Annotated in this window: 29 protein-coding genes; 20 read left to right on the top strand and 9 right to left on the bottom strand. The window is 65.0% G+C overall.

Annotated elements, in window-relative coordinates; all coding sequences use genetic code 11:
- Nucleotides 1–16: 16 nt before the first annotated feature.
- Entirely contained in the window at nucleotides 17–1288 is a 1272-nt protein-coding gene (locus tag QA649_RS34390; RefSeq protein ID WP_283026163.1) for an MFS transporter, read from the top strand.
- Nucleotides 1289–1322: 34 nt separating this feature from the next.
- On the opposite strand, the gene QA649_RS34385 is transcribed toward QA649_RS34390, so the two are convergent.
- Nucleotides 1323–1649: a hypothetical protein gene (locus tag QA649_RS34385; protein ID WP_283021117.1), complete on the bottom strand. Its 327-nt coding sequence runs from the start codon at nucleotides 1647–1649 to the stop codon at nucleotides 1323–1325.
- Nucleotides 1650–1848: 199 nt separating this feature from the next.
- Complete coding sequence (locus QA649_RS34380) at nucleotides 1849–2073, bottom strand: hypothetical protein (protein ID WP_018648745.1); 225 nt, start codon at nucleotides 2071–2073, stop codon at nucleotides 1849–1851.
- A 236-nt stretch (nucleotides 2074–2309) separates the two neighbouring features.
- Between QA649_RS34380 and QA649_RS34375 the strand changes: the two genes are divergently transcribed.
- The 5 genes from QA649_RS34375 to QA649_RS34355 all read left to right on the top strand — a co-directional run bounded on the left by QA649_RS34375 (nucleotide 2310) and on the right by QA649_RS34355 (nucleotide 6536).
- Complete coding sequence (locus tag QA649_RS34375; protein ID WP_283021116.1) at nucleotides 2310–3263, top strand: N-carbamoyl-D-amino-acid hydrolase; 954 nt, start codon at nucleotides 2310–2312, stop codon at nucleotides 3261–3263.
- Between the two features lie 543 nt (nucleotides 3264–3806).
- Nucleotides 3807–4361 carry a TetR/AcrR family transcriptional regulator gene (locus QA649_RS34370; RefSeq protein ID WP_283021115.1) on the top strand — a complete coding sequence of 185 codons (555 nt, stop codon included), beginning with the start codon at nucleotides 3807–3809 and terminating at the stop codon, nucleotides 4359–4361.
- 51 nt (nucleotides 4362–4412) lie between these two features.
- Entirely contained in the window at nucleotides 4413–5606 is a 1194-nt protein-coding gene (locus tag QA649_RS34365; RefSeq protein ID WP_283021114.1) for an MFS transporter, read from the top strand.
- Nucleotides 5607–5768: 162 nt separating this feature from the next.
- Nucleotides 5769–6188 (top strand): DUF4118 domain-containing protein, encoded by a 420-nt coding sequence (locus tag QA649_RS34360; protein ID WP_283021113.1) that lies wholly within the window; start codon nucleotides 5769–5771, stop codon nucleotides 6186–6188.
- A 138-nt stretch (nucleotides 6189–6326) separates the two neighbouring features.
- Entirely contained in the window at nucleotides 6327–6536 is a 210-nt protein-coding gene (locus tag QA649_RS34355; protein WP_283021112.1) for a hypothetical protein, read from the top strand.
- Between the two features lie 240 nt (nucleotides 6537–6776).
- On the opposite strand, the gene QA649_RS34350 is transcribed toward QA649_RS34355, so the two are convergent.
- Nucleotides 6777–7754, bottom strand: coding sequence for a LysR family transcriptional regulator (locus QA649_RS34350; RefSeq protein WP_283021111.1), 978 nt, complete (start codon nucleotides 7752–7754; stop codon nucleotides 6777–6779).
- A 119-nt stretch (nucleotides 7755–7873) separates the two neighbouring features.
- On the opposite strand from QA649_RS34350, the gene QA649_RS34345 reads away from it, so the two are divergent.
- The 9 genes from QA649_RS34345 to QA649_RS34305 all read left to right on the top strand — a co-directional run bounded on the left by QA649_RS34345 (nucleotide 7874) and on the right by QA649_RS34305 (nucleotide 17068).
- Entirely contained in the window at nucleotides 7874–8911 is a 1038-nt protein-coding gene (locus tag QA649_RS34345; protein WP_283021110.1) for a class 1 fructose-bisphosphatase, read from the top strand.
- A 13-nt stretch (nucleotides 8912–8924) separates the two neighbouring features.
- Complete coding sequence (locus tag QA649_RS34340; protein WP_211401688.1) at nucleotides 8925–9800, top strand: phosphoribulokinase; 876 nt, start codon at nucleotides 8925–8927, stop codon at nucleotides 9798–9800.
- Nucleotides 9801–9816: 16 nt separating this feature from the next.
- Nucleotides 9817–11835: a transketolase gene (tkt, locus tag QA649_RS34335; protein ID WP_283021109.1), complete on the top strand. Its 2019-nt coding sequence runs from the start codon at nucleotides 9817–9819 to the stop codon at nucleotides 11833–11835.
- 12 nt (nucleotides 11836–11847) lie between these two features.
- On the top strand, nucleotides 11848–12933 hold the full coding sequence (gene fba, locus QA649_RS34330; protein WP_283021108.1) for a class II fructose-bisphosphate aldolase: 1086 nt from the start codon (nucleotides 11848–11850) through the stop codon (nucleotides 12931–12933).
- Between the two features lie 38 nt (nucleotides 12934–12971).
- Complete coding sequence (locus QA649_RS34325) at nucleotides 12972–14432, top strand: form I ribulose bisphosphate carboxylase large subunit (protein WP_283021107.1); 1461 nt, start codon at nucleotides 12972–12974, stop codon at nucleotides 14430–14432.
- Between the two features lie 11 nt (nucleotides 14433–14443).
- Nucleotides 14444–14851, top strand: a complete 408-nt coding sequence (locus QA649_RS34320) for a ribulose bisphosphate carboxylase small subunit (RefSeq protein WP_283021106.1) — start codon at nucleotides 14444–14446, stop codon at nucleotides 14849–14851.
- 99 nt (nucleotides 14852–14950) lie between these two features.
- On the top strand, nucleotides 14951–15886 hold the full coding sequence (cbbX, locus tag QA649_RS34315) for a CbbX protein (protein ID WP_018648732.1): 936 nt from the start codon (nucleotides 14951–14953) through the stop codon (nucleotides 15884–15886).
- Nucleotides 15883–16620, top strand: a complete 738-nt coding sequence (gene rpe / locus QA649_RS34310; protein WP_283021105.1) for a ribulose-phosphate 3-epimerase — start codon at nucleotides 15883–15885, stop codon at nucleotides 16618–16620. Before cbbX ends, rpe begins: the two co-directional genes overlap by 4 nt.
- 241 nt (nucleotides 16621–16861) lie before the next feature.
- The gene (locus tag QA649_RS34305; protein WP_283021104.1) at nucleotides 16862–17068 is read left to right on the top strand and encodes a hypothetical protein; all 207 of its coding nucleotides are present in this window, start codon (nucleotides 16862–16864) and stop codon (nucleotides 17066–17068) included.
- A gap of 19 nt (nucleotides 17069–17087) precedes the next feature.
- Here the strand turns inward: QA649_RS34305 and QA649_RS34300 are convergent, their stop codons facing one another.
- Complete coding sequence (locus tag QA649_RS34300) at nucleotides 17088–17924, bottom strand: universal stress protein (protein ID WP_283021103.1); 837 nt, start codon at nucleotides 17922–17924, stop codon at nucleotides 17088–17090.
- A gap of 208 nt (nucleotides 17925–18132) precedes the next feature.
- Here QA649_RS34300 and QA649_RS34295 point away from each other — a divergent pair, with 208 nt between their 5' ends.
- Nucleotides 18133–19674 carry a Do family serine endopeptidase gene (locus tag QA649_RS34295; RefSeq protein ID WP_283021102.1) on the top strand — a complete coding sequence of 514 codons (1542 nt, stop codon included), beginning with the start codon at nucleotides 18133–18135 and terminating at the stop codon, nucleotides 19672–19674.
- Nucleotides 19675–19918: 244 nt separating this feature from the next.
- Nucleotides 19919–20281, top strand: a complete 363-nt coding sequence (locus QA649_RS34290; RefSeq protein WP_026312964.1) for a hypothetical protein — start codon at nucleotides 19919–19921, stop codon at nucleotides 20279–20281.
- 12 nt (nucleotides 20282–20293) lie between these two features.
- Here the strand turns inward: QA649_RS34290 and QA649_RS34285 are convergent, their stop codons facing one another.
- Nucleotides 20294–20560, bottom strand: coding sequence for a DUF6496 domain-containing protein (locus tag QA649_RS34285; protein ID WP_283021101.1), 267 nt, complete (start codon nucleotides 20558–20560; stop codon nucleotides 20294–20296).
- An 87-nt stretch (nucleotides 20561–20647) separates the two neighbouring features.
- Nucleotides 20648–20842 carry a DUF3072 domain-containing protein gene (locus QA649_RS34280; RefSeq protein ID WP_283021100.1) on the bottom strand — a complete coding sequence of 65 codons (195 nt, stop codon included), beginning with the start codon at nucleotides 20840–20842 and terminating at the stop codon, nucleotides 20648–20650.
- Nucleotides 20843–20957: 115 nt separating this feature from the next.
- Here QA649_RS34280 and QA649_RS34275 point away from each other — a divergent pair, with 115 nt between their 5' ends.
- On the top strand, nucleotides 20958–21179 hold the full coding sequence (locus tag QA649_RS34275) for a hypothetical protein (RefSeq protein WP_283021099.1): 222 nt from the start codon (nucleotides 20958–20960) through the stop codon (nucleotides 21177–21179).
- Nucleotides 21180–21197: 18 nt separating this feature from the next.
- A complete protein-coding gene (locus QA649_RS34270) occupies nucleotides 21198–21407 on the top strand; it encodes a hypothetical protein (RefSeq protein ID WP_283021098.1) in 210 nt (69 codons plus the stop codon).
- 87 nt (nucleotides 21408–21494) lie between these two features.
- Here QA649_RS34270 and QA649_RS34265 read toward each other — a convergent pair whose 3' ends face one another.
- Nucleotides 21495–21722 carry a hypothetical protein gene (locus QA649_RS34265; protein ID WP_283021097.1) on the bottom strand — a complete coding sequence of 76 codons (228 nt, stop codon included), beginning with the start codon at nucleotides 21720–21722 and terminating at the stop codon, nucleotides 21495–21497.
- 94 nt (nucleotides 21723–21816) lie between these two features.
- The gene (locus tag QA649_RS34260) at nucleotides 21817–22086 is read right to left on the bottom strand and encodes a hypothetical protein (RefSeq protein WP_283021096.1); all 270 of its coding nucleotides are present in this window, start codon (nucleotides 22084–22086) and stop codon (nucleotides 21817–21819) included.
- Nucleotides 22087–22225: 139 nt separating this feature from the next.
- Here QA649_RS34260 and QA649_RS34255 point away from each other — a divergent pair, with 139 nt between their 5' ends.
- Nucleotides 22226–22447 carry a hypothetical protein gene (locus QA649_RS34255; RefSeq protein ID WP_283021095.1) on the top strand — a complete coding sequence of 74 codons (222 nt, stop codon included), beginning with the start codon at nucleotides 22226–22228 and terminating at the stop codon, nucleotides 22445–22447.
- Here QA649_RS34255 and QA649_RS34250 read toward each other — a convergent pair.
- On the bottom strand, nucleotides 22444–23934 hold the full coding sequence (locus tag QA649_RS34250) for an HWE histidine kinase domain-containing protein (RefSeq protein WP_283021094.1): 1491 nt from the start codon (nucleotides 23932–23934) through the stop codon (nucleotides 22444–22446). The two genes, QA649_RS34255 and QA649_RS34250, sit on opposite strands and share 4 nt — an antisense overlap.
- Nucleotides 23935–23941: the final 7 nt, after the last annotated feature.

The raw sequence follows: 23941 nt of genomic DNA, 5'->3' as shown, positions 1-23941 counted from the left end.
CGCGAACAGCGCTGACATGAAGCGCCGGCTGCGGGCGATCTTCGTCGGTTCCGTCGGCAACCTCGTCGAGTGGTACGATTTCTACGCCTACGCGGCGTTTTCGCTCTATTTCGCCAAGGCGTTTTTCCCCGACGGTGATGAAGTGGTGCAGCAGCTCAACGCGGCATTGCTGTTTGCGGCGGGCTTCCTGGTGCGTCCCCTCGGCGGCTGGCTGTTCGGCCATCTCGCCGATCGCTACGGCCGGCGCAACGCCCTGACGCTGTCCGTCGTGATGATGTGCTTCGGGTCGCTGATCATCGCGGTGACACCGACCTACGCGTCGATCGGGCTGGCCGCTCCCATCATCCTCGGCCTTGCGCGCGTCCTGCAGGGCCTGAGCCTCGGCGGCGAATACGGCACCAGCGCCACCTATCTCAGCGAGGTCGCGGACGAGAAGAACCGCGGCTTCTATTCCAGCTTCCAGTATGTGACGCTGATCGGCGGTCAGCTCTGCGCCATCCTCGTGCTGCTCCTGCTGCAGAAGGTGTTTCTCTCGACCGAGGAGATCCGCGCCTGGGGCTGGCGCGTGCCGTTTGCGTTCGGCGCTGTGCTCGCGGTCGTGGCCGCGCTGATGCGCAGCAACCTTCATGAGACCGATGCCTTCAAGAACAGTCAGGCGGCGGTCAAGAAATCCAGCTCGATCCGCATGCTGCTGAACTATCCGCGCGAGCTTCTGCTGGTGGTGGGACTGACCATGGGCGGCACGGCGGCCTTCTACACCTACACCACCTATATGCAGAAATTCCTTCGCCTCTCGGTGAAGCTGACGGACGACCAGACCACCATGGTGACGGCAGGAAGCCTCGTTTTCGCGATGATGCTCCAGCCGATCTACGGCGCGATCTCCGACCGCATCGGGCGCAAATGGCTCCTGATCGGATTCGGCGTGTCCGGCACGCTGTTCACCATTCCGCTGTTGACGACGCTCCAGGCGACGCATGATGCGTTCTCGGCTTTCCTCCTCATCGCCGCGGCCTGGATGATCGTGTCGGGCTACACGGCGATCAATGCGGTGGTGAAAGCCGAATTGTTTCCGACCAGCGTGCGGGCGACCGGCGTCGGCGTGCCCTATGCACTGACCGTCTCGATCTTCGGCGGCACCGCGGAATCGATTGCGCTCTGGTTCAAGTCCATCGGTCACGAAAGCTGGTTCTACTGGTATCTGACCGGCTGCATCGCGGTGTCGCTGCTGGTTTATCTGACCATGCGTGATACCAAGACCATGTCCGCAATGGATCGCCACGAATAGGGCCTAGGCGCCGGTGCCGGCGGTGTGGACGTCCTCACCGCCGCGCCACCAGCACGCCCAGCAGGAATGCCACCATCAGCGACGGCAATGGTGCCTCGCGCACCATGCGGCGCACGATGTCCGTCCAGTGCTGCTCCGGAACGAGCCTTGGCGACCTGACTTCGGGCATCGGCGGGATGTCCCAGTGTGATGCGAGCTCAGTGATCTCGCTTTGCGCGAGCTGGACGCCGTCGCGGATGCGGAAGATGGCGGCTTCCGATCGCTCGCGCGGGCCGAGCGACATCAGCGTCGCGATCGCCGTGCGCAACGTCATCTCGCCAAAACCCTGCAGCCTTACCGACTCCTCGGGGTCCGACGTCATGTGATCATCCCAGCGCGAAGTGGCGCGCGATGGTGAAGGCCGCCGTCGCGCACAGGATCAGCGTGGATACCGCGCCGGCCACGCCGCGCGCGAGATGGGCTCGCGTCAGGTGCCTGGTCATGATCTTGCTCCATGCTCAGCATGGAAATGACGGCGAGCAAGGTTGGTTCCCTGCGCAACGCGCGAATCGGCAGGCCGGCTACTTCCGCAGCAGTTCGCTCAGCGCCGCCGTCGCCTCCGCGCAGCGGATGTCGTCGATCTCGCGCGACAGGCTGAGCGCGCTCGATCTCAGCTCTTCGAGCTTCCAGTTCTCCGGATTCTGGTTTTCGAGCTGGCTGAGACGCTTGTTGAGATCGTCCAGCCTGGATTGGAGCTGCCCGATGCTGGCGGCCCCATTCACTTTCCAAACGCGTTGTGCGCGCATCGTTATTCCCCTGCTAGTCTCACGGCGTTGTGAGAGCGGTTCGTGGCCGCAATGGGAGTTTCTTTTGGCCGGCTTCAGACCGTGGGGAACCGTTGCAGATTGGCAACGGAAGTTCCTCGATGATGTGCGCGAGGCCGGCTTGCTCTTGCGCGGCGCGCGTCATAGGCGCGGAATCTGCATGTGCGCGGGCACGACGGCGCGGGTAGCGCACGTCCGAAAGAGCGAAGGACAGACGTGTGGCGAGATTTGTGAATGTGGCGGCCGGCCAGCTCGGCCCGATTGCGCGAGCCGAGACCAGGACCGAGGTGGTGGCGCGGCTGATCGCGTTGATGCGCCAGGCAAAGGCCAATGGCTGCGACCTGATCGTCTATCCCGAGCTCGCGCTGACCACGTTCTTTCCGCGCTGGTATTTCGAGGATCAGGCTGAGATCGACAGCTTTTTCGAGCGCGAGATGCCGGGGCCGGAGACGCGAGCCCTGTTCGATCTCGCCGGTGAGCTCGGCATCGGATTTTACCTCGGCTATGCCGAGCTGACGGCAGAGGCCGGCAGCGTCAGGCGCTACAATACTTCCATTCTCGTCGACAAGAGCGGCGCGATCGTTGCGAAGTACCGCAAGGTCCATCTGCCCGGCCATGCCGAGCACGAGCCGTGGCGCGAATTCCAGCATCTGGAGAAGCGTTATTTCGAGCCCGGCGGCGGCTTTGGCGTCGCAGATGCGTTCGGCGGTATGATGGGAATGGCGATCTGCAACGACCGCCGCTGGAGCGAGACCTATCGCGTGATGGGCCTGCAGGGCGTCGAGATGGTGATGATTGGCTACAACACGCCGGTTCACAATCCGCCCGCGCCGGAGCATGACGACCTCTCGCTGTTCCACAATCACCTGGTGATGCAGTCCGGCGCCTACCAGAACGGCACCTTCGTGGTCGGCGTCGCCAAGGCCGGGGTCGAGGAGGGCGTCGACCACATCGGCGGCAGCTGCATCATCGCACCCTCGGGCGAGATCATCGCGCGCTGCACGACCAAGGGCGACGAGCTCGCGCTCGCCCGCTGCGATCTCGATCTCTGCAATTCCTACAAGCGCACGACGTTCAATTTCGACGCTCACCGCCAGCCGCGGGCCTACGGGATGATCGTGGAGCGCAAGGGCGTGACGACCATGGCGGATGGCACGCCGGTGAAGGGGTGATGCGTTCTCCCTTGTAGCCCGGATGGAGCGAAGCAAAATCCCGGGCTCGCTCGCCCGGCATTTGGCACTGGATCGCCCGGCTTGACCGGGCGATCCAGTACGCCGAGCCAGCTGTGGCCTACCCGAAAGGCCACAGCGTACTGGATTCCCCGCCTTCGCGGGGAATGACGGCGGCATTTCGAGGACGAAGCCGTTGCCACACACTCCGTCATTGCGAGCGCAGCGAAGCAATCCAGAGTCTTTCCGCGGAGAGATTCTTGATTGCTTCGCTGCGCTCGCAATGACGATGTTGAAGCAGTGAGTGCACTCTATGACCGTCACCCTGAGGTGCGCTCCGCGGCGCACGCGCTGTGGAGCAAGCCTCGAAGGATGACGGGGGTTGGCGGCTTCCCTGGCTGCAAACCGGCCACTCCGCACTTCTACCCAATCACAACCACGTGTCTTTATTCGGAAACGATCATTCCCTATTATGCCGCAATGCAAAAAGCCGCCCGCCGATCGCAAGCCAGCGCCCGTCCGCCAGGTCGTCCCCGGGAGTTCGACATGGATACCGCGCTCGACCGCGCCCTTCGGGTGTTTCGCGAGCGCGGTTATCACGCCACCTCGATCGGCGACCTCACCGCGGCGATGCGGCTTGCCACCGGCAGCGTCTACAAGGCGTTTCGCGACAAGCATGCCGTGTTCCTCGCCGCCTTCGAGCGTTACACCGGCTTGCGCCAGGAGCAGACCCGCAGCGCCGCGGCGCGCGGGGGCAATGGCCGCGAGCGGCTGCGCAACGTGCTCCTATCCTATGTCGAACATTCCCAGGGCATCGAGGGGCGGCGCGGCTGCCTCGTGGTCGGCAGCGCGGTGGAATTGTCGGCGGTCGATCCGGCGATCCGGGCACGCGTCGAGGCCCAGCTCAAGACAAATGAAGATTTCATCGCCGGCCTCATCCGCGAGGGCCAGGCCGACGGCTCGATTCCGGGCCGTGTCAATGCCGACGACACCGCGCGGCTGATGATCTGCATCACGCAGGGCATGCGCGTCGTCGGCAAGGCGCGCCTGCCGCTCGACGGCGAGCGCCTCGTCGGCGTCGCGATGAAACTGCTCGCCTGAATTTGTGCCTTATTAGGGAATGAACGTTCCCGATTATCGGAGACTGCGTGAATGACGATGAATGCCACGATCGAGACCGCCCCCGAGCCGGATGCGGTCTCGCAGCGCCTGACCTTCGTGCTTGCCGCGGCCTGTGGCATGGTCGCGGCCAACATCTATTATGCGCAGCCGCTGATCGCCCCGATCAGCGCCGCGCTCGGCCTGTCGCATGCAGCGGCGGGGCTGATCGTGACCATGACCCAGATCGGCTATGGCGTGGGGCTGCTGTTCATCGTGCCGCTCGGCGATCTCGTCGAGAACCGTATCCTGATCTGCTCCGTCATCACGCTCGGCGCTGCGTCGCTGCTTGCCGCAGCCTTCGCCACCCATGCGCTGCCGTTCCTGATCGCCGCGCTGTTCATCGGGCTCGGTTCGGTCGCGGTGCAGATCATCATTCCCTATGCCGCGCATCTGGCCCCGGAAGCCATCCGCGGCCGCGTCGTCGGCAACGTCTCGACCGGCCTGATGCTCGGCATCATGCTGGCGCGTCCGGTGTCGAGCTTCGTCACCGCGGCATCGTCCTGGCATGCGGTGTTCTTCGCCTCCGCCGCCCTTATGGTCGTGCTCGCCACCGTGCTGTGGATGACGCTGCCGAAGCGCAAGCCGGTCGTGCGCATGCATTACGGCACGCTGCTGCTGTCGATGCCGCACCTCGCCCTGCACACGCCGCTGCTCCGGCGCCGCGCGCTCTACCAGGCCAGCCTGTTCGGCTGCTTCACCCTGTTCTGGACCGTCGCGCCGCTCCAGCTCGCAGGGGCATTCGGCTTCTCCCAGCGCGGCATCGCGCTATTCGCCCTGGCCGGCGTCGCCGGCGTGTTCGCAGCCCCGATCGCGGGCCGGCTCGCCGATCGCGGCCATAGCCGCATCGCGACGCTGGTTGCTATGCTGCTCGCGGCCGTCGGCTTCCTCGCGACCTATATCGGCGCGCCCGGCTCGATGCTGAACCTCGCCTGCCTGGTCGTGGCCGCGATTGCCATCGATATCGGCGCGCAGGGCAACGTGGTGCTCGGTTTCCGCGCCATCTTCGCGCTCGGGCACGAGCATCGCAGCCGCCTCAACGGCCTCTACATGGCGACGTTCTTCGCGGCCGGCGCTGCCGGCTCGGCGGTCGGCGCCTGGGCCTTCGCGCAAGGCGGCTGGATGCTCGCATCGGCCATTGGCCTCGCTCTGCCGGTCGTGGGCCTGCTCTATGCGGCCACCGAGTAGCGGCCGGCCGGGACGGACATTGTGCGATGCCGGTGTTTACCAAGCCGCGGACATGCGGCCCTGCCATGCCGTGTGTGCCGCAATTTCCATCTCGCGGATGGGTTGCAGTTGTAGTACTTTCGTCGCAATCGGACCTGGTTAACGGGCGGCAGGGGGAGGCTGATGAGGCGAGCGGGGCTGTTTGGCGTACCGCGGGTACGGCCATGGTCGTGGCAGGCGTTTCTGCTGGGACTCGTCATCGTCGCAGTGTCGGCCCTGCTTCAGGGCATCTGCGTCGCGCTCGGCGCAAAGCTTTATTTCGCCGCGTTCGTGCCCAGCCTGTTCGTGCTCGCGTTCGTCGCGGGCGCGCCGGCGGCGGCCTTCGCCGCGCTGCTCACCATTCCGCTGGTGTGGTGGGCGTTCATACCGCCATTCTTCGAGTTCAGTCCGCTGAGCAGCGCGAATGCGGATTCCATCAACCTGTTCTGCCTGCTCGCCGTGCTCCTGATCGGCCTTGCCGATCTGTGCCGCGAGACGATGACGATCATCAGCCGAGGCGGGCTGAAGCCTCCGGGCAAGAGCGCGGCAACGAATTCGCAATAAACCGGCATTGCGTGAGGTCACGCGTTGCGCACGCGCAACAGTCCGGCAACCATGCGCGAGCTTGCCGGGCGCCGCTAACTTTTCGAAAAAGATTTGGCCGCAATTTCTCCCCCGGGAATGACGAGGGAGTTTTCGACCATGAACGGCCAGATCAACGGACACGCCATCCTGGAGAACGTGCGCCGCTATCGGGGCATCGCATCGCTCTATCGCCAGACCGCCGCATTCCGCCCGGGCCAGAGCTGGTCGCTGCTGGAGCAGGCGAGGGATTGGGAAGCGCGGGCACTGTCGGAGCTGGAAGCCTACTTCGCCGCGCGCATCGACTACGCCGCTCCGCTTGCGGCCTGATCGTTCACCGCGCAGGGCGGGGTGCGATCGGCCCGGCCGGGCGCGCGACCCGGGACGACTACGGAGTTGTCTCGAGGCCCGCTTGTGCTAGCAACATCCCGATGGAGATCTCCGTCAGGGAGGTCGGGGGCGAGTGATGACCACCTTCAACCGCATCTTCACCACAGAGCGCCTGCTGCAGATCATCGTCATTCTGGCGGCGACGATCGCGATGAAGCTGATGGCATAACCATCGGCGGGCTATGGCCCGCCAAGCTCGGGCACGACGGGCAGATAGTTCGCCCCCTCGGAACCAAGAAAATCGAACATCGCCTGCGCCGGCGGCAGCAGCACCTTGTCGCTGCGGCGGATCACGTACCACTGGCGGACGATCGGCAGGCCGGCGACATCGAGCACGATCAGCCGGCCCTCGGCGAGCTCATGCGCGACCGTATGGGCCGAGATGAAGGCGATGCCGAGCCCCGCAATCACCGCCTGCTTGATGGTCTCGTTGCTGCTCATCTCCATGCCGATGATCGGCTCGAGGTCCGACCTCTGGAACATGCCCTCCATCAGCGTCCGCGTGCCCGAGCCGGGCTCGCGGGTGAGGAAGGTCTCGTGCACGAGGTCGGTCAGGCTTAGGCCGGAATCCTTCTCCAGCCAGTGCCCCTTGCGCGCGACGATGACGTGCGGATTGCGTCCGAGCTGACGGACGTCGACGCTGACGTCGGCCGGTGGCCGACCCATCACCGCGAAATCGAGGTCGTAGCCGTGCATGGCCTCGCGAATCTCCTCGCGGTTGCCGATGGTGAGCTTGATCTCGATCTTGGGATGCCGCTTCGAGAACGCCGCGATGGCATGCGGCACGAAATATTTCGCGGTCGAAACCGCGCCGAGCTGCACCGTGCCGCCGGTTCGTCCCGCCAGCAGGTCGAGCGCGCCCTGGCAATCCATGATGGCGGCTTCGACTCGCTCGGCCAGCGCCAGTACCTCCTTGCCCGCCTCGGTCAGCAACATGCCGTCACCGGTCCGCTGCACCAGCGGCAGGCCGGCGAGGTCCTGAAGCTGCCGCAGCTGCTGGGTCACGGCCGGCTGCGTCAGCCCGAGATGGCCGGACGCCGCGGTCACGCTGCCCTTGGCGGACAGCGCCGCAAGCGAGCGAAGCTGCCGGATCGTCAGATGCCGGAGCTGGGCTGCCGCATGGCCGGGGCCATTATAAGAAAATTCTTTGGCACTCATTATGAATAGAAATTTTCCTTATTAAGCCGCCCCTGTCAATCTCCTGATGCCGGGACTGACCGCACCGACTCCAGCGTGGAGGGCAATGGATGCGGCGCCGGCCCAGGGGATGGACGCAGATGACCGGGCAACTCAGGCTGGACGACCACCTTCAACGGTATTCCGAGACCGCGCCGCACGCGCTGGCCGTGGCGGCCGCGGTTGATGCCATCGCGGCGGCGGCGATCGAGATCGCCGACCTCATCGCCACCGGCGATCTCGCGGATGCATCGGGCCTGACGACGGGCCGCAACAGCGACGGCGATGTCCAGCGGGATCTCGACGTGCAGGCCGATGCGATCCTGCGCCGCTGCCTCGGCAGGCTGCCGGTCGCCGCGCTGGCGTCGGAGGAGATGCGCGAGCCGCAGATCGGCGACCGCGAGGGCCGCATCTGCGTCGCGATCGATCCGCTCGACGGCTCCTCCAACATCGACATCAACATGACCGTCGGCACGATCTTCTCGATCCTGCCGGCGCCCGATGATCTCACGCTCGCCTTCCATCAGCGCGGCTCGGCGCAGCTCGCGGCGGGCTTCGTCACCTACGGCCCGCAGACCTCGTTGGTGCTGACGCTCGGCGACGGCGTCGACATCTTCACGCTCGACCGCAGGGCCGGCTGCTTCCGCCTCGCGCGCAGCGCCGTGCAGATCTCCGAGGCCTGCGAGGAGTTCGCGATCAACACGTCAAATCGCCGGCATTGGGATTCGCCGGTGCGCGCCTTCATCGACGAATGCCTTGCCGGCGTCGAGGGGCCCGCCAATCATGATTTCAACATGCGCTGGATCGGCTCGCTGGTCGCGGAGGCCTATCGCATCCTCACGCGCGGCGGCGTGTTCCTCTATCCCTCCGACGCGCGGCCCGGCTATGGCGACGGCCGCCTGCGCCTCGCCTACGAGGCGCATCCGATGGCGATGATCATCGAGCAGGCCGGCGGCTCGGCCTCGACCGGGCGCGAGCGCATCCTCGACCTCTCCGCGCAGAGCCTGCACCAGCGTGTGCCGCTGATCATGGGCTCGAGCAACGAGGTGCGGCGCGTCGAGGAGCTGCATTGCGATCCGCTGCTGGTTGCCAGCGTCTCGGCGCCGCTGTTCGCGCGGCGCGGATTCTTCCGACTCTGAGCGAGGTGAACGCATGTCCAGGAAACACCCGATCATCTCGATCACCGGCTCCTCCGGCGCCGGCACCACCTCGGTCAAGAAGACGTTCGAGCAGATATTCTTCCGCGAGAAGGTCAACGCCGCCTACATCGAAGGCGACGCATTCCATCGCTATGACCGCGCCGAGATGCGCACGCAGATGGCGAAGGAGGCCGAGCGCGGCAACAAGCACTTCAGCCATTTCAGCCCCGAGACCAATCTGTTCGAGGAGCTGGAACGCGCCTTCCGCGACTACGGCGAGACCGGCACCGCGGTGACGCGGCACTACGTCCACGACGCCGAGGAATCCGCGCTGCATGGCGCGGCACCGGGCACCTTCACAGACTGGAAGCAGCTGCCGGAGAACTCCGACCTGCTGTTCTACGAGGGCCTGCACGGCGCCGTCGTCACCGACAAGGTCAACGTCGCGCGCTATGCCGACCTGAAGATCGGCGTCGTGCCGGTCATCAATCTCGAATGGATCCAGAAGCTGCACCGCGACCGCAGCGCCCGCGGCTATTCGACCGAGGCCGTCACTGACACCATCCTGCGGCGGATGCCCGACTACATCCACTACATCTGCCCGCAATTCACCGAGACCGACATCAACTTCCAGCGCGTCCCGACGGTGGACACCTCCAATCCGTTCATCGCGCGCTGGATCCCGACGCCGGACGAATCGATGGTTGTGATCCGCTTCAAGAATCCGCGCGGCATCGACTTCCCCTACCTGCTCTCGATGCTGCCGCAGAGCTGGATGTCGCGCGCGAACTCGATCGTGTGCCCCGGCGCCAAGCTCGATCTGGCGATGCAGCTGATCCTGACGCCGCTGATCATGCAGCTGATCGAGCGCAAGCGCAGCTTGAAGTGAACGAGGAGAGAATCCGATGAACATCTCCGTCCACGCCGAAGCCGACCTCACGGCGGTCACGCACAACGATCTCGCCAATGCCGTCCGCTTCCTCGCGGTCGACGCCATCGAGACCTCGCAGTCGGGCCATCCCGGCCTGCCCATGGGCATGGCCGATGTCGCAACCGTGCTGTTCTCGCGCTTCCTCAAGTTCGACTCGGCGCATCCGAACTGGCCGGACCGCGACCGTTTTGTCCTCTCGGCCGGCCACGGCTCGATGCTGCTTTATGCACTGCTGCACCTGACCGGTGGCGATGTCAGCATCGACGACATCAAGGCGTTCCGCCAATGGGGCTCGAAGACGCCGGGCCATCCCGAATACGGCCACACGCCCGGCGTCGAGACCACGACGGGACCGCTGGGGCAGGGCATTGCGACCGCGGTCGGCATGGCGCTCGCCGAGCGGATGGCCAATGCGCGGCATGGCGATGGCCTCGTCGATCACTTCACCTATGTCATCGCGGGTGACGGCTGCCTGATGGAGGGCATCAGCCAGGAGGCGATCTCGCTTGCCGGGCATCTCGGGCTCGGCCGGCTGATCGTGCTGTTCGACGACAACGGCATCTCCATCGACGGTCCGACGTCGCTCGCGACATCGGACGACCAGCTCGCGCGTTTCGCTGCCTCGGGCTGGTCGGTGCGCCGCGTCGACGGACATGATCCCGAGGTCGTTGCACAGGCGATTGCGGAGGAGCGGGAGACCGCAAAACCGTCGCTGATCGCCTGCCGCACCATCATCGGCTATGGCGCGCCGGATCGGCAGGGCACGGAGAAGGCGCATGGCGCGCCGCTCGGCACCGAGCAGACCGCGGCAGCGCGTCGGATTCTCGGCTGGGACTATCAGCCCTTCGTGGTGCCTGTCACGATCCAGAAGGCGTGGCGGATGATCGGGCAGCGCGGGCAGGTCGATCGGCTCGCCTGGCTCGATCGCTACGAAGACGCCACGCCAGAGCAGCGTGACCTGTTCGTCGAGGGCAAGGCCGTCGCGCTGCCGGCGGCCTATGCGCTGGCCGCCACGAAATTGCGCGAGCGCTTTGCCAGCGAGCGTCCAAAGCTTGCGACCCGGCAGGCCTCGCAACAGGTGCTCGACGGCATCGCCGGAACGATTCCCGGCCTGGTCGGCGGCTCCGCGGACCTGACCCATTCGAACCTGACGCATGCCAAGGCGCAGGCGCCGGTCAAGAGTGGTGCGTTTGCCGGCGACTACATCCATTACGGCATTCGCGAGCACGGCATGGCTGCGGCGATGAACGGCCTCGCGCTGCATGGCGGCCTCATCCCGTATGGCGGCACGTTCCTCGCGTTCTCCGATTACAGCCGGCCCGCGATCCGCCTTGCGGCCCTGATGCGGCTGCGCGTCATCCATGTGATGACCCACGACTCGATCGGCCTCGGCGAGGATGGCCCGACGCACCAGCCGGTCGAGCATCTCGCGGCGCTGCGCGTCATTCCGAACCTGCTTGTGTTTCGCCCGGCCGACGCAGTCGAAACGCTGGAAGCCTGGGATTGCGCGCTCGAAGCGGAGGATCGCCCCTCGGTGCTGTGCCTGTCGCGGCAGGCGCTGCCGACCTTCCGCAGCGATGTCCGCGGCAGGAATCGCGTCGCACGCGGCGCCTATCTCGTCGTCTCGCCGGACGGCGGCCGTGACGTCACGCTGATGGCGACCGGCTCGGAAGTGTCGATCGCCCTGGAAGCCGCCCGCCTGCTTGCGACCGAGCACATCCGTGCGGCCGTGGTCTCCGCGCCCTGCTTCGCGCTGTTCGAGGAGCAGCCGGAGGATTATCGCGCAGCCGTGCTCGGCACCGCACCGCGCGTCGGCATCGAGGCGGCCGTAGCCGGCGATTGGCATCGCTGGATCGGCACCGACGGTGAATTCGTCGGCATGCGCGGTTTCGGCGCCTCGGCGCCGGCGCCAGTGCTGTACCGCGAATTCGGCATCACACCGCAAAGCATTGCGGAAGCGGCCCGCCGGGCGATCGCCCGCAAGAGCCAATAAGGAGGACGACCCTTGGCCCGTATCACCCTTCGCCAACTGCTCGATCACGCTGCGAGCCACGGTTACGCCGTGCCGGCGTTCAACATCAACAACATGGAGCAGGGCATCGCGATCATGCAGGCGGCGGCCGAGGTCGACGCGCCCGTCATCATCCAGGCCTCGCGCGGCGCGCGCAGCTATGCCGGCGATCTCATGCTCTCGCACATGATCGACGCGCTGGAGCGGACCTATCCGGACATCCCGCTCTGCATGCACCAGGACCACGGCAATGACGAGGCGACCTGCGCCTCGGCCATCGCCCACGGTTTCACGTCGGTGATGATGGACGGCTCGCTCAGGGCCGACGCCAAGACCGCGGCTGACTATGACTACAACGTCGCGATCACGCGCCGCGTCGTCGATCTCGCCCATTGGGTCGGCGCCTCCGTCGAAGGCGAGCTCGGCGTGCTCGGCTCGCTGGAGCATGGCGGTGGCGAGCAGGAGGACGGCCACGGCGTCGAGGGCAAGGTCAGTCACGACCAATTGTTGACTGATCCCGATCAGGCCGTCGATTTCGTCCGTGCAACGAAAGTCGATGCGCTGGCGATTGCGATGGGCACCTCGCACGGCGCCTACAAGTTCAGCCGCAAGCCTGACGGCGACATCCTGGCGATGCGGGTGGTCGAGGAGATCCATCGCCGGCTGCCGAACACGCACCTCGTCATGCACGGCTCCTCCTCGGTGCCGCAGCCGCTCCAGGACATGTTCAACCAGTTCGGCGGCGAGATGCCGCAGACCTGGGGTGTGCCGGTCGAGGAGATCGTCCGGGGCATCAAGAGCGGGGTGCGCAAGGTCAATATCGACACCGACTGCCGTCTCGCGATGACCGCGGTGTTCCGGAAAGTGGCCGCGCAGGCGCGCTCCGAGTTCGATCCGCGCAAATTCCTCAAACCCGCGATGGACGCGATGCGAGAGCTCTGCCGCGAGCGGTTCGATCAATTCGGCACCGCGGGCCACGCCAGCAAGATCAAGGTGGTCCCGATGAGCGAGATGGCGCGTCGCTATCGCGCCGGTGATTTGGATCCGCGTATCGACGCCCGCGAGTCCGTGGCGGCCTAGTCAATCAGAGAGAGCAGAGAAAAGAACAGGAGAGAGACATGAACGCACATGCAGGCACGGTCCGCGGCAAGGAACGCTATCGCTCCGGCGTGATGGAATACAAGCGGATGGGCTATTGGGAGCCCGACTATACGCCAAAGGACACCGACGTCATCGCCCTGTTCCGCGTTACGCCGCAGGAGGGCGTCGACCCGATCGAGGCGTCGGCTGCAGTCGCCGGCGAATCCTCGACCGCGACCTGGACGGTGGTCTGGACCGACCGCCTGACGGCCGCGGAAAAGTATCGCGCAAAATGCTACCGCGTCGATCCGGTGCCGGGCACGCCAGGCTCGTACTTCGCCTACATCGCCTATGATCTCGACCTGTTCGAGCCGGGCTCGATCGCCAACCTCTCGGCCTCGATCATCGGCAACGTGTTCGGCTTCAAGCCGCTGAAGGCGCTGCGCCTCGAGGACATGCGCTTTCCCGTCGCCTATGTGAAGACGTTCCAGGGGCCGGCGACCGGCATCGTGGTCGAGCGTGAGCGCCTTGACAAGTTTGGCCGGCCGCTGCTGGGCGCAACGGTGAAGCCGAAGCTCGGCCTGTCCGGCCGCAACTACGGCCGCGTCGTCTACGAGGCGCTCAAGGGCGGACTCGACTTCACCAAGGACGACGAGAACATCAACTCGCAGCCCTTCATGCATTGGCGTGACCGCTTCCTCTATTGCATGGAGGCGGTGAACCGCGCGCAGGCGGCCTCCGGCGAAGTGAAAGGCACCTACCTGAACATCACCGCGGGGACCATGGAGGACATGTACGAGCGCGCGGAGTTCGCGAAGGAGCTCGGATCCTGCATCGTCATGATCGACCTCGTGATCGGCTACACCGCGATCCAGTCCATGGCCAAATGGGCGCGGCGCAACGACATGATCCTGCATCTGCACCGCGCCGGTCACTCGACCTACACGCGGCAGAAAAGCCATGGCGTGTCGTTCCGCGTCATCGCCAAGTGGATGCGGCTTGCCGGTGTCGACCACATCCACGCCGGCACGGTGGTCGGCAAGCTCGAAGGCGATCCCAACACCACGCGCGGCTATTACGATGTCTGCCGCGAGGATTTCAACCCGACCAAGCTCGAGCACGGCCTGTTCTTCGACCAGCATTGGGCGAGCCTCAACAAGATGATGCCGGTCGCTTCCGGCGGCATCCATGCCGGCCAGATGCACCAGCTGCTCGACCTGTTAGGGGAGGACGTCGTGCTGCAGTTCGGCGGCGGCACCATCGGCCATCCCATGGGGATCGCGGCCGGCGCGATTGCCAACCGCGTGGCGCTGGAAGCGATGATCCTCGCCCGCAACGAGGGCCGCGACTATGTCCATGAGGGGCCGGAGATCCTGGCCAGGGCGGCCGAGACCTGCACGCCGCTGAAGGCCGCGCTCGAGGTCTGGAAGGACGTCACCTTCAATTATCAATCCACCGACACGCCGGACTTCGTGCCGACCGCGCTGGAAACCGTTTGAGGAGACATGAGATGAGACTGACCCAGGGCTGCTTCTCGTTCCTGCCTGACCTGACCGACGATCAGATCACCAAGCAGGTGCAGTATTGCCTCGCCAATGGCTGGGCGGTGAACATCGAATTCACCGACGATCCGCATCCCCGCAACACCTATTGGGAGATGTGGGGCCTGCCGATGTTCGACCTCCAGGACGCCGCCGGCGTGATGATGGAGCTCGCCGAGTGCCGCCGGGTGTATGGCGACCGTTACATCCGCATCAGCGGCTTCGATTCCAGCCATGGCTGGGAATCGGTGCGGATCTCCTTCCTCGTCAACCGTCCGCCGCAGGAAGCGGAATTCGAATTGGTGCGGCAGGAAGTTGGCGGTCGCGCGATCCGCTACACCACGGTGCGGAAGCCCACCGTCCACGCCGCGCAATAGCCATTCTCCCTCCGCGCGGAGCACTCCCTGCTCCGTTTCCTTGGCGGACCACTGCTTCGCCGCTCCCCTCGCGGCGAAGCTCTTTTCTTCGAGGTGCCGATGCTCGATGTCCCCCATGCAACGACGACCGATCCAAGCGAGACCCAATTCGATCTCCGCAAGGAGGCCGAAGCCGCCGGGATCACCGATACGCTGCAACAGCTCGATCAGGAGCTGATTGGGCTCAAGCCGGTGAAGAACCGCGTGCGCCAGATCGCCTCGCTGCTGCTGATCGAGCGCATCCGCCAGCGCGCAGGCCTTGCCGCCGCGCCGCCGACGCTGCACATGTCGTTCACCGGCAATCCCGGCACCGGCAAGACCACCGTGGCGCTCCGCATGGCCAAGATCCTGCACGGCCTCGGCTTCGTGCGGCGCGGGCAGGTGATCTCGGTGACGCGCGATGACCTCGTCGGCCAGTATATCGGCCACACCGCGCCGAAGACGAAGGAGATCCTGAAGAAGGCGATGGGCGGCGTGCTCTTCATCGACGAGGCCTACTATCTGCATCGTCCCGACAACGAGCGCGACTACGGTCAGGAATCCATCGAGATCCTGCTCCAGGTGATGGAAAACCAGCGCGAGGATTTGGTCGTGATTCTTGCCGGCTATGGCGAGCGGATGACGAGCTTCTTCGCTTCCAATCCCGGCTTCCGCTCGCGCATCGCGCACCACATCGACTTCCCCGACTATGCAGAGGCCGAGCTGCTCGTCATTGCCGAGCTGATGCTGAAGGAGCGCGGTTATCGCTTCTCGGCGGCGGCGCGCGAGGCGTTCGAGAAATACATCGCCCTGCGGCGGACCCAGCCGTTCTTCTCCAACGCCCGCTCGATCCGCAACGCCGTCGATCGCATCCGCCTGCGGCAGGCCGACCGGCTGGTATCCGATCTCAACCGCATGCTCGATGTCGCCGACCTCGAGACCATCGATCCGGCGGATGTCCTTGCAAGCCGCGTCTTCAGCGGTGGTCCGGTTGCGGAAAGGAGCGTGAAGGCATGACCAGCGAGATCCTTATTGCGCCCTCGATCCTGGCTGCGGATTTCGCGCGTCTCGGCGAAGAGATCGCGGCCATCGATGCGGCCGGCGCCGACTGGATCCATTGCGATGTCATGGACGGACATTTCGTCCCGAACATCAGCTTCGGTGCCGATGTCATCAGGGCGATCCGGCCGCTGACGAAGAAGGTCTTCGACGTGCATCTCATGATCGCGCCGGTCGATCCCTACCTCGAGGCGTTCGCGAAGGCCGGTGCCGATGTCATTACCGTTCATGCTGAAGCGGGTCCGCATCTCGACCGCTCGCTCCAGGCGATCCGCGCGCTCGGCAAGAAGGCCGGCGTCAGCCTCTGCCCCTCGACACCGGAGAGCACGATCGAATATGTGCTCGACCGTCTCGACCTCGTGCTGGTGATGACGGTCAATCCGGGCTTCGGCGGCCAGGCCTTCCTCGAATCCCAGCTGGAAAAGATCCGGCGCATTCGAAGCATGATCGGCGACCAGCCGATCCGGCTCGAGGTCGATGGCGGCATCACGCGGGACAATGCTGCCGCAGTTGCCGCTGCCGGTGTCGATACGCTGGTGGCGGGCTCCGCCGTGTTCCGCGGCAAGAGCAGTGCCGATTATGCCGCCAATATCGCGGCCATTCGCGTCGCGGCCGAGGCCGGCCGGGTTCTCAAGCTGCAACATAGTCCCGCGCAGTCGAAGCGCGTGGGCGAAGGAGGCCGCCTCCGGTAGACTGCGGGAGGCGCAAGCATCGAAAGCTTCGCCGTTCTGGTTGTCCCAAGGCGCCGCCTCTACGCCTAGCGCATTGGGGCGAGAGATCCGCACGGACGTTTGGAACTAAAAATCTTACCGGAGTTTCTCGAAAACTAATCGAGGTTAAGCGCGTTATGCACGCAGCAAATGTTTTGCATAAACGCCATCGACCTGACGCAAATCAGGCCCAATAAGCCCAGTGAATGCGAGGGAGGGTCTCATGGAGAACGTACGTCGCTACCGGGCGTTGGCGTCCCTCTGTCGTCAGCAAGCCGCCTATAGGCCGCTTCAAAACTGGGAACTCCTCGGCCAGGCCGAACATTTCGAATATCTCGCCGAGGTCGCGCTTAAGGCGCATTTCGACGCGTGCAATGCGCAACGCGACGAGAAGGCGGGAGCGACATGGGAAGCGCCCGCCGCGGCGTGAGAGCGTCGGGCCGGCTTCGCTAATGCGACATCAACGCCGGCACCGTCATGGCCTCCAGCATGGCGCGGGTAACGCCGCCGAGAAAGCGCTCCTGCCACCGCGAATGGCCGTAGCCGCCCATCACCAGCAGATCGAGGTTCTCGTCGGCCGCCAGCGACAGGATGGTCGGCTGAATCTGGGAGCGGGCGGCTGAGAGGCCGACGGTGCGGGTCGACAGGCCCCGCCGGCCGAGATGCCTTGCCAGATTGCGGGCCGACACCTCGCCCGGCACTGCGTCGGCTTCGTTGATCGTGATGAGCACGATCCCTTCGGCGCGCGCCAGGAATGGTGCTGCGTCGCGCATCGCGCGGGCGGCGACGCGGCTGCCGTCCCAGCAAATGCCGATCCGCCGTGCCTTGAAGGCGCCACGGAAGGTGTAGGGCAGGAACAGCACCGGGCCGCCGGCCTGGAACAGGATTTCGCCGGGCACGTCGTTGTCGAACGAGCCCTGCGCCGGATCGGGCTGGAGCACGATGCTGAGGTCGTGCAGCCGCGCCATTTCGCCGAGCGAGCTGGCTGCATCCGCGGGGATCGCGCCGAGCGGATGGCAGGTGCAGGAAATGCCGGCGTTGGCCGCTTCGCTTTTGAACACCTCGAGCGCGGCCTCGGCCCGCTCCAGGGCGCGCTCGCGCTCCAGCTCGAACACGGCCGCCACGGCGGCACCGCCGTCCAGGACGTAGGCTGCGCTGCTCGCGACATAGCCGACCGCGACCGCGTCGAGATGGGCGTTGAGTTGCGCCGCGAGCGAGATCGAGCCGTCGATCACGGCGCGCATCGGCCGCTCGGTCGGGATATGGACGAGAATGTCTTTGTACATGGCGTGCCTCCGATCGACATCGTTCGACAGCCGCAGTCTTCCACTGCGCGGTGGGGCGGCCTTGAGCTGCATCAAACGTGCCGCCGCGATTTTGGTCGGCCGGCCGTAACACCTTTGCCAAGATTTAATCACGTGGACGGAACGCCGTAAGGTGGCAACGACCATGTTGGGGGCAAGGCGACATCTGACCCAACATGGACATTTCGACATGAACGATCGCGTCAATTCCGACACCACCACGACCGGGAAGATCCTGAGGCCGCGCCGGCTTGCGCTGCTCGGCACCGTGGCCGCGCTTGGCGTGGCCGTGCTGGCCGGCTCTCCCGGTTTCACGCAGTTCGGCGTGACCTCCCTGGTCTCGCCCGCGCACGCCGCGGAAAGCGCTACGACCCCGCCGGGCTTCGCCGACCTCGTCGCCAAGGTCAAACCCGCCGTGATCTCGGTGCGGGTCAAGATCGACCGCGACAACGACAAGAACGCGATGCTGCAACAGAACCGGATGGATTCCGACGAGGACTCGCCGTTCGACCAGTTCTCGCGGCAGTTCGGCTTCCGTGGCCCGGGTGGCATGAACGGCATGCCGCGCCAGCGTCACCAGATGGTCACGGGCGAAGGCTCCGGCTTCTTCATCTCCGCCGACGGTTACGCCGTGACCAACAATCATGTCGTCGATCACGCCGAGTCCGTGCAGGTCACCATGGACGACGGCACGACCTACACGGCCAAGGTGGTCGGCACCGATCCGAAGACCGATCTCGCGCTGATCAAGGTCGACGGCAAGAAGGATTTCCCCTTCGTCAAATTCGCCGAGCAGAAGCCCCGGATCGGCGACTGGGTGGTGGCGGTCGGCAATCCCTTCGGCCTCGGCGGCACCGTGACGGCCGGCATCGTCTCGGCCAGCGGCCGCGACATCGGCAACGGGCCCTATGACGACTTCATCCAGATCGACGCGCCCATCAACAAGGGCAATTCCGGCGGGCCGGCCTTCGACATGAACGGCAACGTGATCGGCGTGAACACCGCGATCTTCTCGCCGTCGGGCGGCTCGGTCGGTATCGGCTTCGACATCCCGGCGACGACCGCAAAGCTCGTCGTCGCGCAGCTGAAGGACAAGGGTGCGGTGACGCGCGGCTGGCTCGGCGTGCAGGTGCAGCCGGTGACCGCCGACATCGCCGACAGTCTCGGCCTGAAGGAGGCACGCGGTGCGATCGTCGACAATCCGCAGGACGGCAGCCCGGCGGCCAAGGCCGGGATCGAGGCGGGCGACGTCATCACCGCCGTCAATGGCACCGCGATCAAGGACTCCCGCGATCTTGCCCGCACCATCGCGACGCTGGCACCGGGCACGTCCGTGAAGCTCGATGTCTTCCACAAGGGCGGAAGCAAGACGGTGACGCTCGCACTCGGCGAGTTGCCGAACGAGCGGCAGGCGAACGGTAAAGCCGATGAGAGCAAGGTGCAGCCGGACAAGGGCACGCCGCGCCTCGGGCTCAGCCTCGCGCCGGCCGGCGAGGTGCAGGGCGCCGGCCAGAAGGGCGTCGTCGTCACCGAGGTCGATCCGCAAGGGCCGGCAGCGCAGCGCGGCATCCAGACCGGCGACGTCATCCTCAATGTCGGCGGCAAGCCGGTCGCCAATGTCGGTGACGTCCGCGCTGAATTGGCGCAGGCAAAATCGTCCGGCAAGAACAGCGTGCTGCTTCAGGTGAAGGGCGCGGAGGCGACCCGGTTCGTCGCCGTGCCGCTCGCGTAAGCCTCTCGTTTTGAACGGCAATTCAAAAGGCGGCCCGCGGGCCGCCTTTTTTCGTGCTGGCGTGAAAGATACCCGCAGGTCGACGATAACATTCTCGTTAACGGCAGCATTGGTGACGGATTCGTCCGAAAAAGCCGCGTTCGCTCGTCAGACTTTGGAGTCCATATTACCTGCAGGGGGTGGAGTTCCGAACGTCCGGCTGTTTTGTGGAACCGGCCGGTGTTCGCATTTGATCGGTGCCGACATGGATCGATTGAAGCTCTCGCTGAGACGTGCGCTGCTCGTGGCGCCGCTCGTGCTGTCGGCCGGAAGCGCCCTCGGGCGCGATGACGGCCGCTACGCGGATTCACCGCTCAAGCCCTGGTTCGACAGTCTGCGCAGCCATCTCGGCCCGTGCTGCTCGGATGCCGATGGATTTGCCGTCTCGGATCCCGATTGGGAATCGCACGACGGGCATTATCGCGTGCGTCTCGACGGTCAATGGGTGGATGTGCCGGATGAAGCCGTCATCACCGAACCGAACCGGGCGGGGCGCACCATGGTCTGGCCGGTGAAGACGGCGTTCGGGATTTCGATCCGGTGCTTCATGCCGGGCAGCATGATCTGACGGGCGTCAGCCTCACCGCTTGCTGGATTTGCGCTTCGACGATTTCCTGGTCGTCTTCTTCTTGGACGTCTTCCGCTTGGACGCTTTCTTTGGGACCTTCTTGCCCTTCTTGCGGGCCTTCGAGAGTCCAATCGCGACCGCCTGCTTACGACTCTTCACGCGTCCGCCGCGACCACCGCGTCCGCTCTTCGCGGTGCCCTTCTTGTAGCGGCGCATTTCGCTTTCGACATCGCTGCCGGAGCTGCGTGAGTAACGTCGTTTCTTTGCCTTGCGTGCCATGCGTATTCTCCCTTGGCCGGGGAAAACCGCTCGAGACAGGCATGGTTCCGAAAGCGCGTCAGCAACGCTCCCGATGAATGACGCAGGCTAGAAGGAGTTTGCGAGCTCGATCTCCGCTTCGAGCACCTGGATGCGCCGCGCGGCTTCGGCGAAGGACAGATCTCGCGCATATTGCGCAGGCTGATACGTCTCTTCGCTCAGCCGCTTCAACCTCAACCCCTGCGCCCGGGTCATTTGCTCCATGAGAAACGCCTTGGCGTCGTATTTACCCTGAACCTGCATCTCCGCTCTCCATTCTGAAATCGCGACTTGACTATATGTTCTTATTTTGTTCTAACAAGCCATGGACAACAGAATTAATGAAATTCGACGTAAAATCAGCGCCTTGAGGTTGGAGATGGCCAACGTCGAGGCCTCCGTGCGCGACCTCGTCGACCGGGGTCGCGACTGCACGGAAAAGGCCCTGGCGCAGATGGACCTGCGCCGGAAAATCAACCTGTTGATCGGCGAATGGAGAGCTGCTGGCGGTGGCGATGTCCTGCCGGATGTCCGCGATCGTGTCCGGCTTCGTCCGCTGAAGAAAGCCGCAGATCCCGCGCGGATGATCGCGCGCCGCTGAGAGCTTTGGGAGCGCGTCATGGAGGAAGACCCGGACACGTACCGGATCCTGAGACTGCGCGCCGAGATTCTCGAACTGGGCTCCGCGATCCGGCAATTGCAGCGGGAGGGGCTCGACGACGCCGCGGCCCAGCTCCTGATTGCGCGCAAGCGGGCGCAGCTCGACCATCTCGTGAAGATGAATTCTGCGAGCGGCGGACGGAGCATCGCCGATACGCAACGCGAGTAGCGCGCGCAATGTGACGTCAGAGGGATCGTATCGAATGCCAAAGCGAGAAGGCCCCGCGATTGCGGGACCTTCGATGAGCAGCGCGCCTTACTTGGTGGTGCCCTTGGTCATCGTGCCGCCCTGATCGGAGCCGGGGCCAGAGCCGCCCTGACCGGAGGGATCGGGACTTTTGGTTTTCGTGTTGGCGCCCGTGGTCTGCGATGATGACATCGAGGATCCATGTTTCGCCTTGTGCGACTTGGCCTGCACGGCAAACGGAGCGGCGGCAAGGCCGGTTGCCAACATCACGGCGAGAGCGAGCTTGGTCGTCTTCATGCGCGGGAACTCCCTGGGTTAAATTGACGCAGGCAGCCAACTGCTGTTCGTCACAGGAGTTCCCGACAAAGAACCCCGCATGTTTCGCGCGGCTTCAAAATTCCTTGTCCTCGTCGATGATGAACACGACGCCCGTGAGCGTCGCACCAATTGCGAACGTCGTCACCAATGTGAGGGCGAAGACCAGAATCGCTTGGCTCCCGCCGTGATTGAGCAGATTGGCGACCGCCGGATTGGACAGAGTGAGCGCGAGACCGAATGCGAGCCCGAGAGCTGCGCCCATCATCGCATGCGTCACGAGCTTGATGATGCCAGTGGGAGAGAGCAGGCTCGGTGGCTTCTTGGGTGTCTTGTTCGCACGCATGGAACCAACCCTCGATTGCACATGCAACGCGCGCGATGATCGCCGGTTCCACTCGCATGAAGGAATTGTCATCCGCCGCTTCATCCGGCGTTCATGCGGGGCTTGCGAGGATGAAGGCCATCAACATGGGACACTCGACATGGGTAAGGTCGTCTATCTCTATCGCTCGCTGGCCTATCGGAATGCGGCCGCGGACATGTTGCGCAAGGCGCGCAATTTGCCGCGCGGTGCCGATCGAAGCGCCGCCCGCCGCTATGCGATGGCGCTGCGCGATCTCGCGCAAACGGAAGCCTGGCTCGAAGGACGCGTCGCCGACGAACCTCGGTCGATCCTGCGCACGAAAATCGCCGCGTCCGGTTAACCCGACGCGCGCTGCAGCTCGGGGGAGGTGTCGGCGTCGAACTTGCCCTGCGCTACCGAAGCAGGGGTTTTGCGGGTCAGCGGCACGTCCAGGCGGCACAACAGGCCCTCGGCCCGCCAATCGAATTGTGCCCGTCCACCGAGCTGTGATTCGACGCTCGCAAGCAGGCTCCGCGTACCGAAACCGCGAGACTTCGGTGTCCTCACCAGCGGGCCGCCGGATTCCTCCCAGGTCAGCGTAAGGTGGTCTTCCTCGACCTGCCAGCCGATCAAGAGCCGGCCCGATCGCGTCGAGAGCGCGCCGTACTTGGCGGAGTTGGTGAAAAGCTCGTGCAGCGCCAGCGCCAGCGTCTGTGCCGTCGCAGGGACCAGCTGAACCTCGGGACCGGCCAATCGGATCTGGTCGCCGAGCGAATAGGGTGCAAGCTCCTCTTCGATCAGCTTGGAAAGCTCGGCGCCCTGCCAGCTCGACAGCGACAGGATCGTGTGCACGCGCGCCAGCGCATTGATGCGTCCCTCGACGGCGTTGACGTAGGCCTTGACCTCGTCGGCACGGGTAAGGCGCACGATCGATTGCGCCAGTGCCAGCGCATTCTTGGCGCGATGATCGACTTCCCGCGCCAGCAGGTTCTGCCGCTCCTCGGCACGCTTGCGTTCGGTGATGTCCACGGTGACGCCGCTCACGCGCACGACGCGGCCGGCCTGATCCACGGTCGCGGCCGCTGTGCCGACGCACCAGCGCACTTCACCGTCGGGCCGGCTGACGCGAAATTCCCCTTCATAGGCGAGTGCGCCGCTATTGAACGCGGCAATCGCCTGGCCGAACCGGTCGACGTCATCCGGGTGCAGCAGTGCCTGGATGTTCGCCGAGGTGACGTTGAAGGTCTCCGGCGTCACGCCGAAGATGCGGTACTGGCCTTCGTCCCACATCCAGTCGCCGTTGATCCAGTCCCAGTCCCAGGATCCCATCTTGCCGGCGGCGATCGCCATGCTGCGGCGCTGCTCGCTCTCGCGCAGCTTGGTGGTGGAGTTCTCCAGTTCCGCCGTGCGGGCGCGGACACGGTCCTCGAGTTCCTGGTTCAGCCGTTCGAGCTCGCGGGTCTTGCGGTAGAGCTCGGAAAACACCTTGATCTTGGCGCGCAGCACCTCCGGCACCACGGGCACCGGCACGTAGTCGACCGCGCCCATCTCGTAGCCGCGCAACCGGTCGATGTCGCTCACTTGAATGGCCGAGATGAAGATCATCGCGGTCTTCTGGAAGCGCGGATGTTCCCGGATCATCGCCGCGAGCTCGAAGCCGTCGAGTTCGGGCATGCAGACGTCGACCAGGATCACCGCGATCTCGGTCTTGAGCAGCACCTCCAGTGCCTCGCGACCAGACGATGCGATCACGAGGTTCTCGCCGAGATCCTTCAAGATCACCTCATAGGCGAGCAGCTTGGCCGGCTGGTCGTCGACGAGGAGGATATTGACCTTTTCGTGGTCCATTCGCGGA

Origin of the sequence: Bradyrhizobium sp. CB1717 (genome assembly GCF_029714325.1) — a bacterium.
GTDB lineage: Bacteria > Pseudomonadota > Alphaproteobacteria > Rhizobiales > Xanthobacteraceae > Bradyrhizobium.
Note: the sequence above shows the minus strand (reverse complement) of the source record. Positions and strands in the feature narration are given on the sequence as shown.

Bases quoted from the DNA above. Each gene is read 5' to 3' on its own strand.
- QA649_RS34355 (WP_283021112.1), top strand. From the start codon at position 6,327: ATGAACGGCCAGATCAACGGACACGCCATCCTGGAGAACGTGCGCCGC.
- rpe (WP_283021105.1), top strand. From the start codon at position 15,883: ATGACCAGCGAGATCCTTATTGCGCCCTCGATCCTGGCTGCGGATTTC.
- QA649_RS34380 (WP_018648745.1), bottom strand. From the start codon at position 2,073: ATGCGCGCACAACGCGTTTGGAAAGTGAATGGGGCCGCCAGCATCGGG.
- QA649_RS34265 (WP_283021097.1), bottom strand. From the start codon at position 21,722: ATGAAGACGACCAAGCTCGCTCTCGCCGTGATGTTGGCAACCGGCCTT.
- QA649_RS34365 (WP_283021114.1), top strand. From the start codon at position 4,413: ATGACGATGAATGCCACGATCGAGACCGCCCCCGAGCCGGATGCGGTC.
- QA649_RS34360 (WP_283021113.1), top strand. From the start codon at position 5,769: ATGAGGCGAGCGGGGCTGTTTGGCGTACCGCGGGTACGGCCATGGTCG.
- QA649_RS34320 (WP_283021106.1), top strand. From the start codon at position 14,444: ATGAGACTGACCCAGGGCTGCTTCTCGTTCCTGCCTGACCTGACCGAC.
- QA649_RS34305 (WP_283021104.1), top strand. From the start codon at position 16,862: ATGGAGAACGTACGTCGCTACCGGGCGTTGGCGTCCCTCTGTCGTCAG.
- QA649_RS34370 (WP_283021115.1), top strand. From the start codon at position 3,807: ATGGATACCGCGCTCGACCGCGCCCTTCGGGTGTTTCGCGAGCGCGGT.
- QA649_RS34285 (WP_283021101.1), bottom strand. From the start codon at position 20,560: ATGGCACGCAAGGCAAAGAAACGACGTTACTCACGCAGCTCCGGCAGC.
- QA649_RS34325 (WP_283021107.1), top strand. From the start codon at position 12,972: ATGAACGCACATGCAGGCACGGTCCGCGGCAAGGAACGCTATCGCTCC.
- QA649_RS34270 (WP_283021098.1), top strand. From the start codon at position 21,198: ATGGAGGAAGACCCGGACACGTACCGGATCCTGAGACTGCGCGCCGAG.
- QA649_RS34290 (WP_026312964.1), top strand. From the start codon at position 19,919: ATGGATCGATTGAAGCTCTCGCTGAGACGTGCGCTGCTCGTGGCGCCG.
- tkt (WP_283021109.1), top strand. From the start codon at position 9,817: ATGAACATCTCCGTCCACGCCGAAGCCGACCTCACGGCGGTCACGCAC.
- cbbX (WP_018648732.1), top strand. From the start codon at position 14,951: ATGCTCGATGTCCCCCATGCAACGACGACCGATCCAAGCGAGACCCAA.
- QA649_RS34250 (WP_283021094.1), bottom strand. From the start codon at position 23,934: ATGGACCACGAAAAGGTCAATATCCTCCTCGTCGACGACCAGCCGGCC.
- QA649_RS34390 (WP_283026163.1), top strand. From the start codon at position 17: ATGAAGCGCCGGCTGCGGGCGATCTTCGTCGGTTCCGTCGGCAACCTC.
- QA649_RS34350 (WP_283021111.1), bottom strand. From the start codon at position 7,754: ATGAGTGCCAAAGAATTTTCTTATAATGGCCCCGGCCATGCGGCAGCC.
- QA649_RS34260 (WP_283021096.1), bottom strand. From the start codon at position 22,086: ATGCGTGCGAACAAGACACCCAAGAAGCCACCGAGCCTGCTCTCTCCC.
- QA649_RS34385 (WP_283021117.1), bottom strand. From the start codon at position 1,649: ATGACGTCGGACCCCGAGGAGTCGGTAAGGCTGCAGGGTTTTGGCGAG.
- QA649_RS34340 (WP_211401688.1), top strand. From the start codon at position 8,925: ATGTCCAGGAAACACCCGATCATCTCGATCACCGGCTCCTCCGGCGCC.
- QA649_RS34300 (WP_283021103.1), bottom strand. From the start codon at position 17,924: ATGTACAAAGACATTCTCGTCCATATCCCGACCGAGCGGCCGATGCGC.
- QA649_RS34255 (WP_283021095.1), top strand. From the start codon at position 22,226: ATGGGTAAGGTCGTCTATCTCTATCGCTCGCTGGCCTATCGGAATGCG.
- QA649_RS34345 (WP_283021110.1), top strand. From the start codon at position 7,874: ATGACCGGGCAACTCAGGCTGGACGACCACCTTCAACGGTATTCCGAG.
- QA649_RS34275 (WP_283021099.1), top strand. From the start codon at position 20,958: ATGGCCAACGTCGAGGCCTCCGTGCGCGACCTCGTCGACCGGGGTCGC.
- QA649_RS34295 (WP_283021102.1), top strand. From the start codon at position 18,133: ATGAACGATCGCGTCAATTCCGACACCACCACGACCGGGAAGATCCTG.
- QA649_RS34280 (WP_283021100.1), bottom strand. From the start codon at position 20,842: ATGCAGGTTCAGGGTAAATACGACGCCAAGGCGTTTCTCATGGAGCAA.